At 62.9% G+C, this 15100-nt stretch carries 13 protein-coding genes; 4 read left to right on the forward strand and 9 right to left on the reverse strand.

Annotated elements, in window-relative coordinates:
* Window positions 1-55 precede the first annotated feature (55 nt).
* Together JQS30_RS15595 and JQS30_RS15600 are read left to right on the forward strand one after the other, a co-directional pair.
* Complete coding sequence (locus JQS30_RS15595; protein ID WP_213171157.1) at window positions 56-1336, forward strand: hypothetical protein; 1281 nt, start codon at window positions 56-58, stop codon at window positions 1334-1336.
* Complete coding sequence (locus JQS30_RS15600) at window positions 1254-2588, forward strand: hypothetical protein (RefSeq protein WP_213171158.1); 1335 nt, start codon at window positions 1254-1256, stop codon at window positions 2586-2588. The genes JQS30_RS15595 and JQS30_RS15600 overlap by 83 nt, the downstream gene beginning before the upstream one ends.
* 54 nt (window positions 2589-2642) lie before the next feature.
* Here JQS30_RS15600 and JQS30_RS15605 read toward each other — a convergent pair whose 3' ends face one another.
* From JQS30_RS15605 to JQS30_RS15645, 9 genes are all read right to left on the reverse strand, one after another.
* Complete coding sequence (locus JQS30_RS15605; RefSeq protein WP_213171159.1) at window positions 2643-4073, reverse strand: aldehyde dehydrogenase (NADP(+)); 1431 nt, start codon at window positions 4071-4073, stop codon at window positions 2643-2645.
* Entirely contained in the window at window positions 4070-5500 is a 1431-nt protein-coding gene (locus JQS30_RS17595; protein WP_213171160.1) for an FAD-dependent oxidoreductase, read from the reverse strand. The genes JQS30_RS15605 and JQS30_RS17595 overlap by 4 nt, the downstream gene beginning before the upstream one ends.
* The gene (locus tag JQS30_RS15615; protein WP_213171161.1) at window positions 5497-5790 is read right to left on the reverse strand and encodes a (2Fe-2S)-binding protein; all 294 of its coding nucleotides are present in this window, start codon (window positions 5788-5790) and stop codon (window positions 5497-5499) included. Before JQS30_RS15615 ends, JQS30_RS17595 begins: the two co-directional genes overlap by 4 nt.
* On the reverse strand, window positions 5787-6935 hold the full coding sequence (locus tag JQS30_RS15620) for an NAD(P)/FAD-dependent oxidoreductase (RefSeq protein WP_213171162.1): 1149 nt from the start codon (window positions 6933-6935) through the stop codon (window positions 5787-5789). The genes JQS30_RS15615 and JQS30_RS15620 overlap by 4 nt, the downstream gene beginning before the upstream one ends.
* Before the next feature lie 19 nt (window positions 6936-6954).
* Window positions 6955-7653, reverse strand: a complete 699-nt coding sequence (locus JQS30_RS15625) for a GntR family transcriptional regulator (RefSeq protein ID WP_213171163.1) — start codon at window positions 7651-7653, stop codon at window positions 6955-6957.
* A gap of 87 nt (window positions 7654-7740) precedes the next feature.
* Window positions 7741-8751, reverse strand: a complete 1011-nt coding sequence (locus JQS30_RS15630; RefSeq protein ID WP_213171164.1) for a proline racemase family protein — start codon at window positions 8749-8751, stop codon at window positions 7741-7743.
* Window positions 8751-9644, reverse strand: coding sequence for a dihydrodipicolinate synthase family protein (locus tag JQS30_RS15635; protein WP_213171165.1), 894 nt, complete (start codon window positions 9642-9644; stop codon window positions 8751-8753). Before JQS30_RS15635 ends, JQS30_RS15630 begins: the two co-directional genes overlap by 1 nt.
* Window positions 9645-9858: 214 nt before the next feature.
* On the reverse strand, window positions 9859-10869 hold the full coding sequence (locus JQS30_RS15640; RefSeq protein ID WP_213171166.1) for an NADP-dependent oxidoreductase: 1011 nt from the start codon (window positions 10867-10869) through the stop codon (window positions 9859-9861).
* Window positions 10870-10895: 26 nt separating this feature from the next.
* Window positions 10896-11729 carry an NmrA family NAD(P)-binding protein gene (locus JQS30_RS15645; RefSeq protein ID WP_213171167.1) on the reverse strand — a complete coding sequence of 278 codons (834 nt, stop codon included), beginning with the start codon at window positions 11727-11729 and terminating at the stop codon, window positions 10896-10898.
* Window positions 11730-12839: 1110 nt separating this feature from the next.
* Between JQS30_RS15645 and JQS30_RS15650 the strand changes: the two genes are divergently transcribed.
* Window positions 12840-13784, forward strand: a complete 945-nt coding sequence (locus JQS30_RS15650; protein WP_213171168.1) for an AraC family transcriptional regulator — start codon at window positions 12840-12842, stop codon at window positions 13782-13784.
* A 350-nt stretch (window positions 13785-14134) separates the two neighbouring features.
* Window positions 14135-14677, forward strand: coding sequence for a DUF1697 domain-containing protein (locus tag JQS30_RS15655; protein WP_213171169.1), 543 nt, complete (start codon window positions 14135-14137; stop codon window positions 14675-14677).
* Window positions 14678-15100 lie beyond the last annotated feature (423 nt).

Raw genomic sequence — 15100 nt, forward strand, 5'->3', positions numbered from 1 at the left:
CTGGTGGTCATCGAGTATTTTTACTATGTCATGCACCTTTCCTTAAGGACACCCCATGAACTACGAACGCGTTGAAGTGGATACCGACGTCGGCGGTGGCGACCCGCTACTGGGAGTATTCGACATCAAGGGTGGCGTCACAGCGATCCCCGTCATCAGCCACGGAAACAACACCGTTTCGGCCCTATGGGACATGGGCACGGGCGAATCCACGTTGGCACAAGGCGGAACGCAGATCATGGCCTCGGTGCTCGACCTTGGTCTCCAAGCCAGTTCGCTGGCTTCCGACCCGTTGGGCACCCTCATCTCCTGGGGGCTGGACTTCCTCGTCGGCCTCATCCAACCCCTAGAGGACGCTCTCGAATGGGTCAGCGGGTCACCGGGCGACATGCGCGACGCGGCCACCATCTGGGGCCGCGTATGCGAGGCGGACGTCAAGCTCAGCGAAGGGCTGGCCGAGACCCTCACCCCGTTGGCCGAATGGACCACAAGCGACGGGACCTGCGCAAAGCAGCGCATCGACGACCTAGCGGCGGCATTGTTTAGACTGGCCAAAGCCGCAAACGGCTTGGAGAACGTCCTCAGCTGGGCGCAGGCCTTGGCCGAAATCATCAAAGAGGCGATCAAGTGGTTGATCAGCGAACTCTTGCGCTTCCTCATCATCGTCATCTTCCCGAAAGTGGCCGCCGCGATGGTCACTTTCGGAGCCACCCTCGCCTCAGCGGTCGGGCTGGCGGTCGCCGAGAGCGCGCGGGTCACCATGCGCGCCACCTCATTCATCAACCGCGTCAAACAGGCATTCGCGGTTCTCAAGGACGCCTTCGCCACGTTCCTCACCGACTCTTTGCCAGGTATCGCCATCGCCTCCCTGCAAAACTCCAGTTCCAGTCTGGGCGGTGACGGGGTCAGCGGTGAGGCTCCTAGCGCAGGCGGCGGCGGTGGCGCGATCTCCATTTCAGCGCTTCGCGAGGCAGCCCCCGTCATCAGCCATATCTGCGAGGACACCTCGGGAGTGGCCGACGTGGTCTCCACCGCCCAGTCAGAGGATCTCACGTGGGGAGTGTGCGGCCTGTTCTTCGCCAACGACTACAACGCGAAGGTCCAGGAGCTCAGCCAACTTACCGGGGCCGCGTCACAGACGCTCAGCACGTTTTCGGAGAATCTGACGAACGCGGCGAACGACTGGGAAGGAACCGATGAGGAACTGGCCGCCATCTTCGATGGCCTCGACGTAGACGCCCTTGAGTTAAGCCATGACCAAGCCAACGAAGGTTCGCTTCGCGGCGGTTTTCGCAACCCAGCCGAAACCGGTCTCTCCGCTCACCGTCGAGGCTGAACGGGTCGACCGCGCCCACACCTCCGCAACTGGGGTCCTGGAGTTGCTGGTATTCGAGCCGCGCACCTCTCACCTGACAAATCTCGAACCCGAGTGGGTGGAAAACCCAAGCCAGCCTTCAGAATGGCAAAAGACGACGATGCCGCTGGTGGCCATCGACGGTGAGGCCGTCCCTGTGGGTCGCGGTCGAGCGCATGTGACATTGGACGAAGGCGAACATCTCGTCGAAGTCAAGGACGACCACCACTTCGCCACTCAGACTGTCACCATCGTTGCGGAAGAGACACTCCAGCTGTGTATGGCTACAGTGGCCGATCAACGCTCGCTCGATATTCTGCTGGGCCCGCGTGAATACATCGACCGCCGCGCCCAGGGGGAGATTCCGCCTCGGGCGATGGTCGGTGGTGTTATCGCCTTGGCGTGCTTGGCCTTTGCGATCATCGGGGTGCTCCTGGTCGCCATTGCCGCCACGGCCCTAGGCCACGAAGGCAGCAGCTGGTCGCTAGTTGGCTTGGCCGCCGGAGTCGTGCCAGGGTTCTTTCACGACCCGCTGGCGCGCCTCTTCGAACGCCGCAAGTATGTCCGCATGTTCGACGGGGTCGACGTTCCGCCAGGCGAAGCTGTCGCACCATCGGCACTCGCAGACCATCCGGTCATGGTGGTGCCATTGGGCGCCCCGGTTCCGAAGGCGCCAGCTTCCCTTTGCCTACGGGTGCGGCCCAGCCGGGACGCCTTGCATCTGATCAGTTTCTGGGCCCACGGCCTGCACGATCGCCGCCATCGGATCTTGTTCTACTCCAACAGCTACGTTGACTGGCTCTCCCCGCCCGAGGTCAGCGTCAATGGCCATTCGCTGCCACAGCGCTGGGGCAACTGGGTGATACCCGTCCGGCCGGGCCCCCATCGAGTGCAGGTGACATTGCGCGGGTTCCGCGACCCCTCCACGGGCGAACAATATGGACTTACCTCGCCGATAACCGAAAGCATCGACGTGGAAGTCCCCGAGGGAAAGACACAGTTCCTTGACTGTGAATTTAACCCAGTAGCCCTAGTGAGGGAACGGATCGAACGCCATCCGGGCAGCGAGCCGTACTGGTACGAGATTATGCGTAAGGCAGCGTCCATCGACACCCCACAGCAAAATTTCGACACCCACATGGTCTTGGAAGCCGAGCGCGTACCAAAACTCCAATTCATCCCCGGCCAACAGCTGAACAACAACGGCTCGCTGCGCTTTGGCGGGAGTCGGTGAAAGACCGTTGAAAACCGGCCATCGAAAACGGGGCACTAAGGGCGAATCAGCAGTTTAAACCCTTACCCCATCGACCATTCGCGGTAGGCCCAGCGGGTTTGACTCCTTGAGGGCGTCGGGCAGGGCGGAGTCCGGGAAGCCCTGGTAGGCCACCGGTCGCAGGAAGCGGCCGATGGCGGCCGTTCCCACCGAGGTGGTTCCGGCTGCCGTCGTGGCCGGGTAAGGGCCACCGTGCTGCTGCGCGTGGGTGACCGAAACGCCTGTCGGCCAGCCGTTGTACAGCACCCGGCCCGCGGTTCTGGCCAGCACCTGGACTAGGTCTCCAATGTCGCACCCGTGTTCGGCGTGGATCGTCGCCGTTAGTTGACCGTCGAAGCTCTCCGCGAGCTCCAGCAGCTGACTCTGGGAGGTGTATTCCACGACCAAGGCGGCAGGGCCGAAACACTCACTCTGTAGCGTCTGCGGGTCGGCTAGGACCGCTTCGGCAGTGGTCTGGAATAGCGCCACATCCTCACGCTCACCTAGCGGCTTCACCGCCACGTGCCCGGTGAGGTCCGCCCGCGCCTGCCGGAAGCCGGATTCGATGCGCTCATTCAGCATCGGGTGCACCTCAGGCAGCTCGGCCTCCCGCAGCCGCGCCACGATCTGCGAACCCGCCGGAACCGCGAGGATGCCAGGCTTGGTGCAGAACTGACCGGCGCCAAGCGTGAACGAGTCGATGAACCCCTGCGCTATCTCGCCCGCACGCGCGTTCGCGGCAGTCTCGGTCACGAAAACCGGGTTGTTGGAGCCCAGCTCACCGTAAAACGGGATGGGTTCGGGGCGGGCTGCGGCCAGATCGAATAGCGCTCGTCCACCTTGGATCGAGCCGGTGAATCCGGCGGCGCGAATGCCCGGATGCTGAACGAGTTGCCGCCCCGCCTCCGTCCCGTATACGAGATCGAAGACCCCTGCGGGCAATCCGAAGTCGACAAGGGCGGCGATAACCGTCCGCGCGGTCAACTCGGACAGCCGCGGGTGGCCGGGATGGGCCTTGACTATCACCGGGTTGCCCGCCGCCAGCGCCGAGGCCGTGTCACCGCCTGCCACGGAGAAGGCGAAGGGGAAGTTGCTGGCCGCGAAGACCGCGACCGGCCCAAGTGGTTGGTGGACGCGGCGTAGGTCGGGGCGGGGTGCTCCCATGGGCCAGTCGGGGTCGGCGTGGTCGATCCGCGCGTCGAGGTAGCCGCCGTCCCGGAGCACTTCGCCGAAGAGGCGTAGTTGGAAGGTGGTGCGTTTGAGTTCGCCGCGCAGTCTGGCTTCGGGTAGGTGGGTCTCGGTCATTGCGACAGGGACTAGCTCGTCGGCCCTTTCGTCTAGGGCGGCGGCTATGGCGTCGAGTAGTTCGGCGCGACGCGCGGGGGTGAGCCTCGCGAGGGCGTCGAATGACTGGGTCGCGGCGTCCACTTTGGGGTTGGTTTCGGCGTGGCTGGTTTTTTCGGTCATGCGTTGTCCTTTCGCGGTGGTGTGGCCGGTGGTGTTGTCATGTTGCTCAGGGCACTGAGTGGAATGGGGGTCGCGAGTGGACGTTTGTGGATGGCTCGGAGTTCCTCGGCGTCGCCTCGCATGGGGTCGTGTGAGTTCATGCAGGTGAGGGCGAAGCCGCATTCGCGGCCTTGGCACCAGCCCATTCCGGCGCGGGTGAAGGATTTGGCGCTGCGGGGGTCTGTTGCCGCCATGTCGGTAGCGGCGGTGGTGATCTCGTCAACGGTCACTTCTTCACAGCGGCACACCACAGTGTCCGGTGTCAGTGGTGTTTGCCAGCCGGTCGGGATGGGGTGGGCTTGGTGCATGGCTTGGGCGAAGCCGCGTAGTCGCTTGGCGGTGCGGGTTATGCGTTTCGGCACCGGGGATTCGGTGACGGCGTGGGCTGCCGCGTGTCCTTCGGCGACGGCGAGTGCCGCTCCCCCGACGCCGGTCGACTCGCCCGCGACGACGAGCCCGGGTACGGAGGTGCGTCCTTGGTCGTCCGCGCGGCATACCAGGGAGCCGTCGTCGTCGACCCGGGTCTCGACGCCAAGCGCTAGGGGTAGTTCCAGTTGGGGGGTGAACCCCCAGCCCAGGGCTACCAGGTCGCACGGAATCTCTCGCCGCGCACCGACGATGACGCGGCCGGCGCGGTCCAACCTGGTTGTCTCCACGGCTTCGACCCGGTCTTGGCCGATGATGCGGGTGATCATGGTGCGGGTGCGGTAGGGGATGCGGCGGCGTGCCAGGGTGGCCGCGTACTCGATCGCCTCCATGGCTTTGGAGGGCACCGAAGCGGCCCGATGCAGGCGAGGCAGCCACTTGGTGGGAGGGTTGGCCTCGCAGATGGCGGCGACGGTGGCCCCGGTGTGGACGATACTGGCGGCCACGGAGAGCAGGAAGGGGCCGGTCCCGGCGACGACGGCCCGCGTACCCGGTGAGAATCCGTTGGTTTTGATGAACGCCTGTACTCCTCCGGCGGCCATGACGCCGGGGAGGTCCCATCCGGGCACGGGTAGTTGCCGGTCGTAGGCACCGGTGCAGAGGGCGAGCTGGCGGCTGCGGATGGCGGTGTGCGCGTTGGGCTCCGGCGGGTTTTCGGTCGTAGTGCGGGTGATGAAGTCGCCGTTGTTTTCCAGCATCCACACGTGGGTTCGCGGCAGGTAGCGGATGGCTCCGTTGTCGATTGCCTGATCGAGGCGTCTCTTCAGGTCGAGGAATGTCTTCCAGTTGTGGTGGCCTTGGCCTTGGGCCGAGGTGGTGTATTGGTTGCCGTGCCGCCAGAATTGCCCCCCGGGCCGGGGTCCGGAGTCGATGAGAACCACGGTGGCTCCTTGTTCCGCCGCCGTCACGGCGCAGGCCAGGCCAGCGGGGCCAGCTCCGATGACGACCAGGTCGGTGTTCATTGTTCCTCCGTTCCTGGCACGTCGGGCGCGTCTCCTAGTCGCATGCCGTCTACGACCTCTACGAGACAGGCGCGTTGCCCAGACACACCGTCCACAGTGAGCAGACAGTCGTAGCAGACGCCGATGCCGCAGAACAGCCCTCGTGGAACATCGCCTCTGCGAGTGATCCGCCAGGCTGAAATACCGTTCCGTATCAGCGCGGCGGCGACTGTTTGCCCCGCTGAGGCGGTGATGTCCTGGCCGCGATAGGTGAGTTTCACCTGCGGCGCGGACGGTGGCCGATTGGTCATGATGAAACCTCCAGGTCCTCGAAGCGTTGGGGTGCGAACGGCTCTAGCGACATTTCCGGGGTAACCCCGGCCATGGCTTGGGCGAGGAGTTTGCCGGTGCCTGCGGCGAGCCCGATTCCGGCGCCTTCGTGGCCGCAGGCATGCCAAAGTCCAGGTGCGCGCGGGTCGGGACCGATAATGGGCAGATGGTCGGGGCAGTAGGGCCGGAATCCGTGATAGTGGCGCAGGATCGCAACCCGTTCCAGGAACGGAAACAACTCGATGGCGTTGGCGGCGATCGTTTTGAGGGCTGTGGTGTTGAGGCTGGGGTCGAAGCCGACACGTTCGCGGCTGGAGCCGACGAGGATGTTTCCGGCGGGGGTGCCCTCGACCACGGGTGAGCATTGTAGACCTTCGTCTGAGGAGCCGACGTTGTCGACGTACTCGGCCGCATAGACCTTGTGCCGCACCATGACAGGCAAAGGCTCGGTCACGAGAACGTAGCCTTTGCGCGGAAGCACGGGAACACTCACCCCGGCCAGCGCCGCGACTTGGCCCGCCCAGGTTCCGGCGGCGTTGACGACATCGTCGGCGAAGAAGTCGCCCCGGTTGGTTCGTACTCCGGTGATCCGCTCGCCATCGCGTAGGAAGCCGGTCACGGTCGTGTCGACGTGCAGCACGGCTCCGTTGTCGCGGGCAAGTTTAAGGAGCCCACCGGTGGCGAGCATCGGCTGCACTTGGCTGTCTTCGGGATAGAGCGCCCCGCCGAGCGCCGAGGGCGTGACGTGGGGTTCCAGCTCGCGCAGTTGTTCGGCGTCAAGTCGCTGCGCTTCGATGCCGTAGCTTCGTTGGGTTTCAACCAACGTCTCCAGGGGTTCCACTGCGGATTCCCTGGAAGCCACGATGATGCCGCCTTTGGACTCGAACTCCCAGAGGTGCCCGAACTCGGCCAGCTCGCTCCTCCACAGCCCCAGAGAAATCCGGGCGAGCTCTAGCTCCGGGCCGCGTTCCTTGTCGGAGATGAGGATGTTTCCTTCGCAGCGCGACGAGGTGCCAGATGCGGGTCGGTCCCGCTCGATCACGATGACATCCAGCCCGGCCCGGGTGGCGTAGAACGCGGCGGCGGCTCCGATGATTCCGGCGCCGATGACGATGACGCGGCTCATGGCATCACCAGGGACGGTTTCAGTCGTGGGTGACTTCTTCGGCCAGTTCTTGGCGAATGTGGTCGATGTGCTCTTCCATAAGCTGCTTGATGCCAGGTGCGTCGCCCGCTAGCGCTAGGTCGACCAGCTGTTCGTGTTGTTGGGCGATGCGTTCCAGCCTGCCCGATTCCGACAGGGCGTCGAGACCGAAGAGTCGGGAGCGGCCCCGTAGTTCCTTGACTTCGGCCACGAGCCGTTGGTTTCCGTGTAGCGCCAAGAACTTTAGGTGAAACTGGGTGTCGAGTTCGACGTAGGTGAGGAAGTCCTTGGTCTTGGCCGCCTCCACAATGGCGCGGGCCTCGATGCGCAGCGCTTCCACTTGCTCTTTGACTACAGGGTCCGGGTTGGCGGCCACCGCCGCCATAATGGGCGGTTCGATGAGCCTGCGAATCTCGGCCAACTCGTCTAGTTCTTCTGAGGACAATTTGGTGACACGAAATCCCTTGTTGCGCACTACTTCGATGAGGCCCTCTGCCACCAGGTCCAGCATCGCTTCGCGTACAGGCGTGGCCGAGATGCCGAACTGCTCGGCCAACTTGGGAGCCGAGTACAGCTCGCCGGGCTTCATTTGCCCGCTGATGAGCAGGCCCCGCAGCGACTCCACCACGGTTTGACGCAGGCTGAGCCGCTTCCCAAAGGCAGGCAGATTGAGGCGCTCTTCGCTTGATGGTGTCGCCACGATGCCCCCTTATGGCCGGTAGCGGTAGCTTCCTGTGCCAGTTTATGTGAATCAGCACCGTACTAGACCTCCTGGGCTGAACGCCGGTCAGTCACCGCTGAGGTCGAAGCCCTCAGGGAACGGGTCGGATGGGTCGAGGAGGTAGGTCGCCGTCCCCGTAATCCACGCCCGGCCGGTGACCTGCGGGGTCACCATGTTGATCCCGTTGACGCCGCGGGCCTCGATGAGCCTACCGGTGAAACGCGAGCCGATCAGGGACTCGTTGACAAATTCCTGATGCAATCCCAGCTGGCCACGGGCGTGCAGCGCGGCCATGCGGGCGCTGGTGCCGGTGCCGCAGGGCGACCGGTCGATCCAACCGGGGTGGATCGCCATCGCGTGCCGTGAATGATGCGCGTTCGAGCCGGGGGCGGTCAAATGCACGTGATGGCACGCGTTGATGTCGGGTCGGGTGGGGTGACGAACGGGGCGCTGGTCATTGATGGCCTCCATGATGCGCAAACCCGCCTCGATCATGGCCGGGGCGTTGGAGCGAGCGAAGGCGATGTCGAGCGATTCAAGGTCGACCATGGCGTAGAAGTTGCCGCCATAAGCCATGTCGTAGCGCACTACTCCGAAGCCCGGCACTGTTACTTCGGCGTCAAGTTCGACGGCGAACGAGGCGACATTGCGGATAGTGACGGCCTTGGCCTCCCCGTTCTCGACGAGCACCCGCGTTTCGATCAGACCGGCGGGGGTGTCGAGCCGGACGATGGTTTCCGGCTCGGTCACCTCGACCATTCCGGTTTCCACTAGGACGGTGGCCACCCCTATGGTCCCGTGTCCGCACATGGGCAGGCAGCCCGAGACCTCGATGAAGAGAACCCCATAGTCGGCGTCCGGCCGCGTGGGCGGCTGGAGAATGGCCCCGGACATGGCCGAGTGGCCGCGCGGTTCCCGCATGAGCAGCTTGCGCAGGCCGTCCCGTTCGGCGAGGAACCGGGTGCGGCGCTCGTTCATCGTTGCGCCGGGTAGCACCCCCACGCCACCGGTGATGACCCTGGTGGGCATGCCTTCGGTGTGGGAGTCCACGGCCGAGTAGGCGAAGGTTGAACGCATTAGGAGACTCCGGCGTCGATGAGTTTCTGGGTAGCTTCGCGGACTATGGACTCCCTGTGCGCGGTGAGTGGTTCGCGCGGCGGGCGCGTGGGACCTCCGGTGCGGCCGACCATGTCTTGCCCCAGCTTGATCGCCTGAATGAACTCGATTTTGGAATCCCACCGCAGCACTGGATGAAGTTGGCGATACAGAGGCAAGGCTGTCTCCATATCGCCGGAGCGGGCGGCGTCGTACAGCTTCCGTGATGCCTGCGGGAAAACCTGCGGATAGCCCGCGACCCAACCCACTGCTCCGGCGATGGCGACTTCCACGACCGTGTCGTCGGTGCCGATGATCAGATCCAGCTCTGGTGCTAGCTCGCTGATCTCATAGCAGCGCCGAACATCGCCGGAGAACTCCTTGACGCCGACGATGAGGCCCTCTTGGCTGAGCTTAGCCAAAATCTGCGGCGTCAAATCCACTTTGGTGTCAATGGGGTTGTTGTACGCGGTGACGGGTAGGCCCACCGAGGCGATGAGCTCGAAGTGTTTGAGGACGGCGCGCTCGTCGGCCGGATAGGAGTTTGGCGGCAGCGCCATGACCGCGTGTGCGCCAAGGTCTTTGGCCACTTGGGCGTGACGCCGGGACTCGCGCCCCCCGTACGCCCCAACTCCTGGCATGACAGTGAAATCTTCGGGGGCGTTGGCCACGGCAGTCTCGACCACTTTGTCGCGTTCTTCCCAGCTCAGCGTGTGGTATTCGCCCAGGGAACCGTTGGGGGCGACGCCGTCCATGCCCTGCTCGGCCAGCCAGCGGACGTTGTCGCCGTACGTTCCCAAGTCGATGTCTAGCTGATCATTGAATTGCAGACTGGTGGCGACGATGATGCCGTGCCACGGTTTGGGTGCGGACATGCGTGGGCTCCGTTCTTTGGCACTTCCCCAGGTTGTGCAATGTACTATTGCACTGGTACTCACACTAGCCCTTGCCTCCCGCTCTTGGCAAGCACCGCCGTACGTGCCTTGACACCCGCCGCCCCTCCCCACGGGCCCGACCAGGGAGCCGACCCACCCGCCAGCGACACAAAATGGCCCGTCTCCGCTGGAGACGGGCCACCACAGCTATTACCTAGATCCTGACCAGCATTTTCCCAGTGTTATCGCCGCGCAAGACCCCCAGGAACGCCTCGGGAGCATTCTCCAGCCCCTCGACCACCGTTTCAGTCACCTTCCACGTCCCATCGGCGATTAGAGGAGCCACCTCCTGCACGAACTGCGGGAACCGGTGCATATGGTCCAACACCAGCATGCCCCGCAACGACAGCCGCTTAGAAATCGCCCGCGCGAAATCACGCGGCCCAGGCACCGACCCAGTCGCGTTATAGCTGCTAATAGCCCCGACCAACGCGATCCGCCCATTGATGCGAATAGCATCCAGCGCCGCCTCCAAATGGTCGCCTCCCACGTTGTCCACATACACGTCGATCCCATCGGGCGCGGCCTGAGCCAACTGCTCCCCAATGGGCGCGGCCCGATAGTCCAAGGCCACATCGAAACCGAAATCATCAATAAGACGCTGACGCTTCACCGGCCCACCGGCGGAACCGATCACTGTCTTAGCGCCCAAGTGACGGGCCAGTTGCCCGGCCACGCTCCCCACAGCCCCCGCCGCAGCGGATATAAAGACCACATCGCCCTTTTCAACCGGCGCGGTCTCCTTCAGCGCGATATAAGCAGTAAGACCAGTGGTGCCCAACGCCCCCAAATAGTCCTCAGGCCGCGCCAGGGAGGTATCGATGGGAATGACATCGGACGCGCCCACCACCGCATGCGAACGCCAGCCGGCGAAATGCGACACCTGCGTACCGACCTCAACCTCGGGCGACTCAGAGGCAATGACCTCCCCGATCGCACTGCCCTCCAACGGCTGGTCGATCTGGAACGGCGGCAAATATGACGGCACGTCATTCATCCGCGCCCGCATATATGGGTCGACGGACATCCAACTATTACGCACCAAGACTTCTCCCGTTTGCAACTGCGGGATGTCAGTTTTCACTAGCTGGAAGTTCTCGGCGCTAGCCTCCCCATGTGGGCGGGAGGCAAGACGGATTTCGTGTCCTTGGGATTCGATACTCATAAGACTCTTTCTCTCGGTACTGATTTCTAAGACGGGGACCATGCTCGAGCCGCTGCCGACTCTCGCACGTATTCGCTGAAATCGCGTGGCGCTCGCCCCAGCGCTTGCCGCACCCCATCGGAAAGTCGAGCGTCCTTACCTTCGCGGATGAATCTGGCAAGATTCACCACGGCCTCAGCCACCGGCTCCGGGTAGTGGTTGGCGGTCAAGTGCTGCAGATACTCCTCATCGGACAAGTGGACGTGCCGCACTTGCTGCCCGGTGGCCTGGGAGATTTCGGCCAACGCTTCGGCAAAGGTGAGGGCTCGCGGCCCGGTCAGTTCATATATCTGGCCATGATGACCCGGCTCAGTCAGGGCCGCAACCGCAACGGCGGCGATGTCCTCGGCATCGATAAACGGGTGTCGTCCATCGCCTGTGGTCACGCGCAACTCGCCCGCAGCCACATCGTCGCTAATAAAAGGTTCTTCGCTGAAATTTTGCGCAAACCACACCGGCCGCAGAATCGTCCATTCCATACCGGACTGTCGCACGATCTGCTCGCGCAATATTGCCACATCGTCGCCCAGGTCCACCCATTCACGGGCCGACAACAAGACCAGTCGTTTGACGCCCGACCGCTGGGCTTGGGCCACGAGACCCCGCAGCATCGTGCCATCATCGGCGTCGTTTTGCATGATGTAGACGCCCTCGCTGTTCTCCAGCGCCGAGGCCCACGTGTCCGCGTCGTCCCAGTCAAAGCGGACATCCGTGCTGCGCGAGACCGGGCGGGCCTGATGCCCATGCCCACGAAGTTGCGCTACGACGCGGCGGCCGGTCTTGCCCGTGCCGCCGATGACAGTGAAGGTTTTCTGACTCATGGGTCCAGTTAAGGCCCTATTTTCGAGACTCTGAATAGCTGTGACGATCAGATGGATAATCTGGCGTCTCAACCTGAGGCCGGGGGCAGCCCATGGCCGAGGCTAGGCCCGCTGCGGCGTACATGCTCTTCCCTGTAACTGCGTTTGCGGCCAAGGTGAGGGGTTACCAGTAAGACCATCGGGCGTCGGGGCTTGAGCTCGATGAGCAAGCCGCAGCCGCCTAGCTACCTCTGGGCCTCGATGACGTTGGGCCGGTTGGCATTCAGGCTGGGAGAACACCAGGCTCGCAAATTTAGCCCACATGTGGTTTTGCGCGGGGCAAGTTACGGACGGGCGACATTCTCGCCGCACCTTACCCGCGCTCACAAACACCACCTAGGCAACCAGGCTGTTAACCCACAGGCAGCAAGGCGAGATCGTATCTGGTGCGCTCGAAGACCGCCGATCGGCTGCGGTGGAGCTGAGGGGTTAACGCGGGGATAAAGGCGGTAGCTGTTCAGGGTTGACTTTCCTCGCTCAAAGCCTGGGCCAATTTTCCCGAAAGCGCTCTTCCGCTTCGCGTTCGACTCGCTTTTCGCAGGGTTTGCATAGGTTGTAGTACCGGCTTTTGACTGGCGTACCGCACTTATTGCAGTTGCCTTCATTACGTGGACTCATCTACTCATTATCGTCTCATGTGCACGGTGCCGCAAGAGCAATGCGGACACGCGATGTGGCGGTCAAGATCCACTTTGGCTGGGGCATAAGCCTGATTGCTATGAAAGCCTGGGGAACCGGTGGAATCGAATCTGCCGCAAAGCGGACTCGCTTCCCCAATAAGATCCGGAAAGAATCGCCTCGAAGGGAGAACTACTTACCTCAATACGCCTACGTTAATGAAATTCATTACCATTGATAGGTCAATTGGGAAGCTGTGATCATGGCGAGGGAATCAGGAATTCCGCCTGCGAAATCCCGCGCGCGACGGCCAGCTACATCACCGTGGCGCGACTACCTAAGTGAGTATTCGCCACCCACCACGATGGCAAAACCACCCAGACCGCCACCGGGCAATGAGACTCTCAAACGCACAGGAGCATGGTCTGATAACCCAGCGTCTAATATGAGGACATGGACGCACTGACTGGCTTGCTGTACGAAGTACGCTCCAACGGCGCGATATTCGGCCGCAACCTACTGGATCCGCCGTGGAAAGTTCGCATAGCCGATCGCGCCCCGCTTACCGTCGTCACCATGTTGCGAGGAAGCGGCTGGATCACCTCCGACGGTGACGACCCGGTGCCGATCGCCACCCGTGACGTGGCCATCGTCCTCGGCCCCACTCCGTTCACCATCACCGACGATCCGCACCTCAATACTCCGCCGCGCTACATCATGTTGGGCCCCAACGAATGTCAATACGATACGGGCGAAAACGTCAGCAGCGATATCCAGCTTGGGGTACGCACCTGCGGCGACAGCACCGAAAGCCCCAACACCCTTATCACAGGCACCTACCAGGTGCACGGGCGAGTGTCCGAACGGCTTCTCACCGCTTTGCCTCCGGTGCTGGTCGTCCCCGACCAGGGCCAACTCAGTCCTCTATTGGACCTGGCTGAAACGGAAATAGGGCGCGAGGACCCGGGACAACAAGCCGTCCTTGACCGGCTGTTGGATTTGATCCTTCTGGCCACATTGCGCGAATGGTTTGCGCGCCCCGAAGGATGCCCGCCTCCCTGGTATCGGGCCATGGGAGATCCCACCATTGGCCCCGCTCTCCGACTCATGCACGCCAAACCAGACCAAGCGTGGACGGTCGCTCGCCTGGCCAGCGAAGTCGGAGTTTCCCGAGCCACCCTGGCCCGCCGTTTCAGCGAACTGCTGGGTGAGCCGCCCATGACCTACCTGGCCGGTTGGAGACTCAGCGTCGCCGCCGACCTCCTGCAACGCACCGACAAAACCGTGGACGCCATCGCCCGACACGTCGGCTATTCCAACGCCTACGCCCTGAGCACTGCCTTCAAACGCCACTTTGGAGTCCGCCCGACTGAGCATCGGGCACTCGTAGCGGCCTGAGAGGCCGAAACTGCCAGCCTGCTGCTAGCGACGGCATTCGACGTCCGCCACAGTCCCGTCGCATAACCCCAGCTGCGGAAACTGCGGATTCTCCGCCACAAACCGGGCCAACCCCTATGCGTATCCCGGTAGCTGGCTGGACTTAGTCGAAGTGCCGCAGCTTCCAGGACGCCAAGCCGTCAACTATGAGGCTTATGCAAAAGTGCAAATTCAAGGCCGCAGGAGGCGAAGTTTACGCAGGTAAACAAGCCGACGAGAACGCTGAAAGTACCTTTTGCATAAGCCTCTATGTCAGTCACTGTCACTAGGGTCTAACTTATGAAGAACTCGACGAATGGGGAGCTGTGCTCATGACTGCGATGGTTGCCTTGTTGCGCGGTATTAATGTCGGCGGCACATCTGTCATCTCGATGGCCGACGTGCGGCAAATCGCGACCGAATGCGGTTACGGCAACGTCGGCACGTATGTGCAAAGCGGCAACCTCGTGTTTACGGCGTCGCAGGACCCCGACGAGGTGGCGGCCACGTTGCGGACGGCTTTCGCCGAGTCCAGCTCAGTAGAGCCCGAGGTCATTGTCCGCACTCAGGCCGAGCTACATGAGGTGGTCGCGGCCAATCCGTTCCTTGACCGCGACGCCGAGCCCAAGCAACTGCAGGTGGTGTTCATGCCCGGCAACGAACCTGCTTCAGTGGCGGGGGTTGACCTGGAGTCGTTCGCGCCCGAAGCGGCGGCGGTCGTGGGGCGCGAGCTGTACATGTATCTGCCGAATGGGATGGGCCGCAGCAAACTCGCTGCGGCGCTTATGCGCAAGAGCGGCACCTCGGGCACGGCCCGCAACTGGCGCACAGTGACCAAGCTGGCCGCGATGGCCGATGAGGCCGCCGACCTATAAACCAACCCTCAACAGATGGACAACATCGGCACCGATCATCACAGCGCAGTGCAAACAGCATCGAGTGACCGGTCAAGTCCGGCTTCAGCACCGTCATTGGTGACGCTCATGCCTAAGGGCCGACCCGGCATGTCGCACAAGCGGTAGGTCTAAGCAGCTGGAGTTGCGGACTTCTGCGGAGTGCCGAGAAGCAATCGCCCCGGCTTACCCGTTCTTTGATGCGGTCGATGACGGCATGGGGATTTTCAGGCAACTCTTCGCCTGGTTTCGGACTCTTGTACCCGCATGCGTGCACGGCGCCGCTCCCAAGGTACACAACCTAGCCACCCGCGGTAGCGAAAATGCTCGCATGATCAACAACATTAACCCGCGCAACTGCGACAGTAACCCGATCAATTATTCCAGCGCTGCGGCACAGGCCGT

Source organism: Natronoglycomyces albus (genome assembly GCF_016925535.1).
Lineage (GTDB): Bacteria > Actinomycetota > Actinomycetes > Mycobacteriales > Micromonosporaceae > Natronoglycomyces > Natronoglycomyces albus.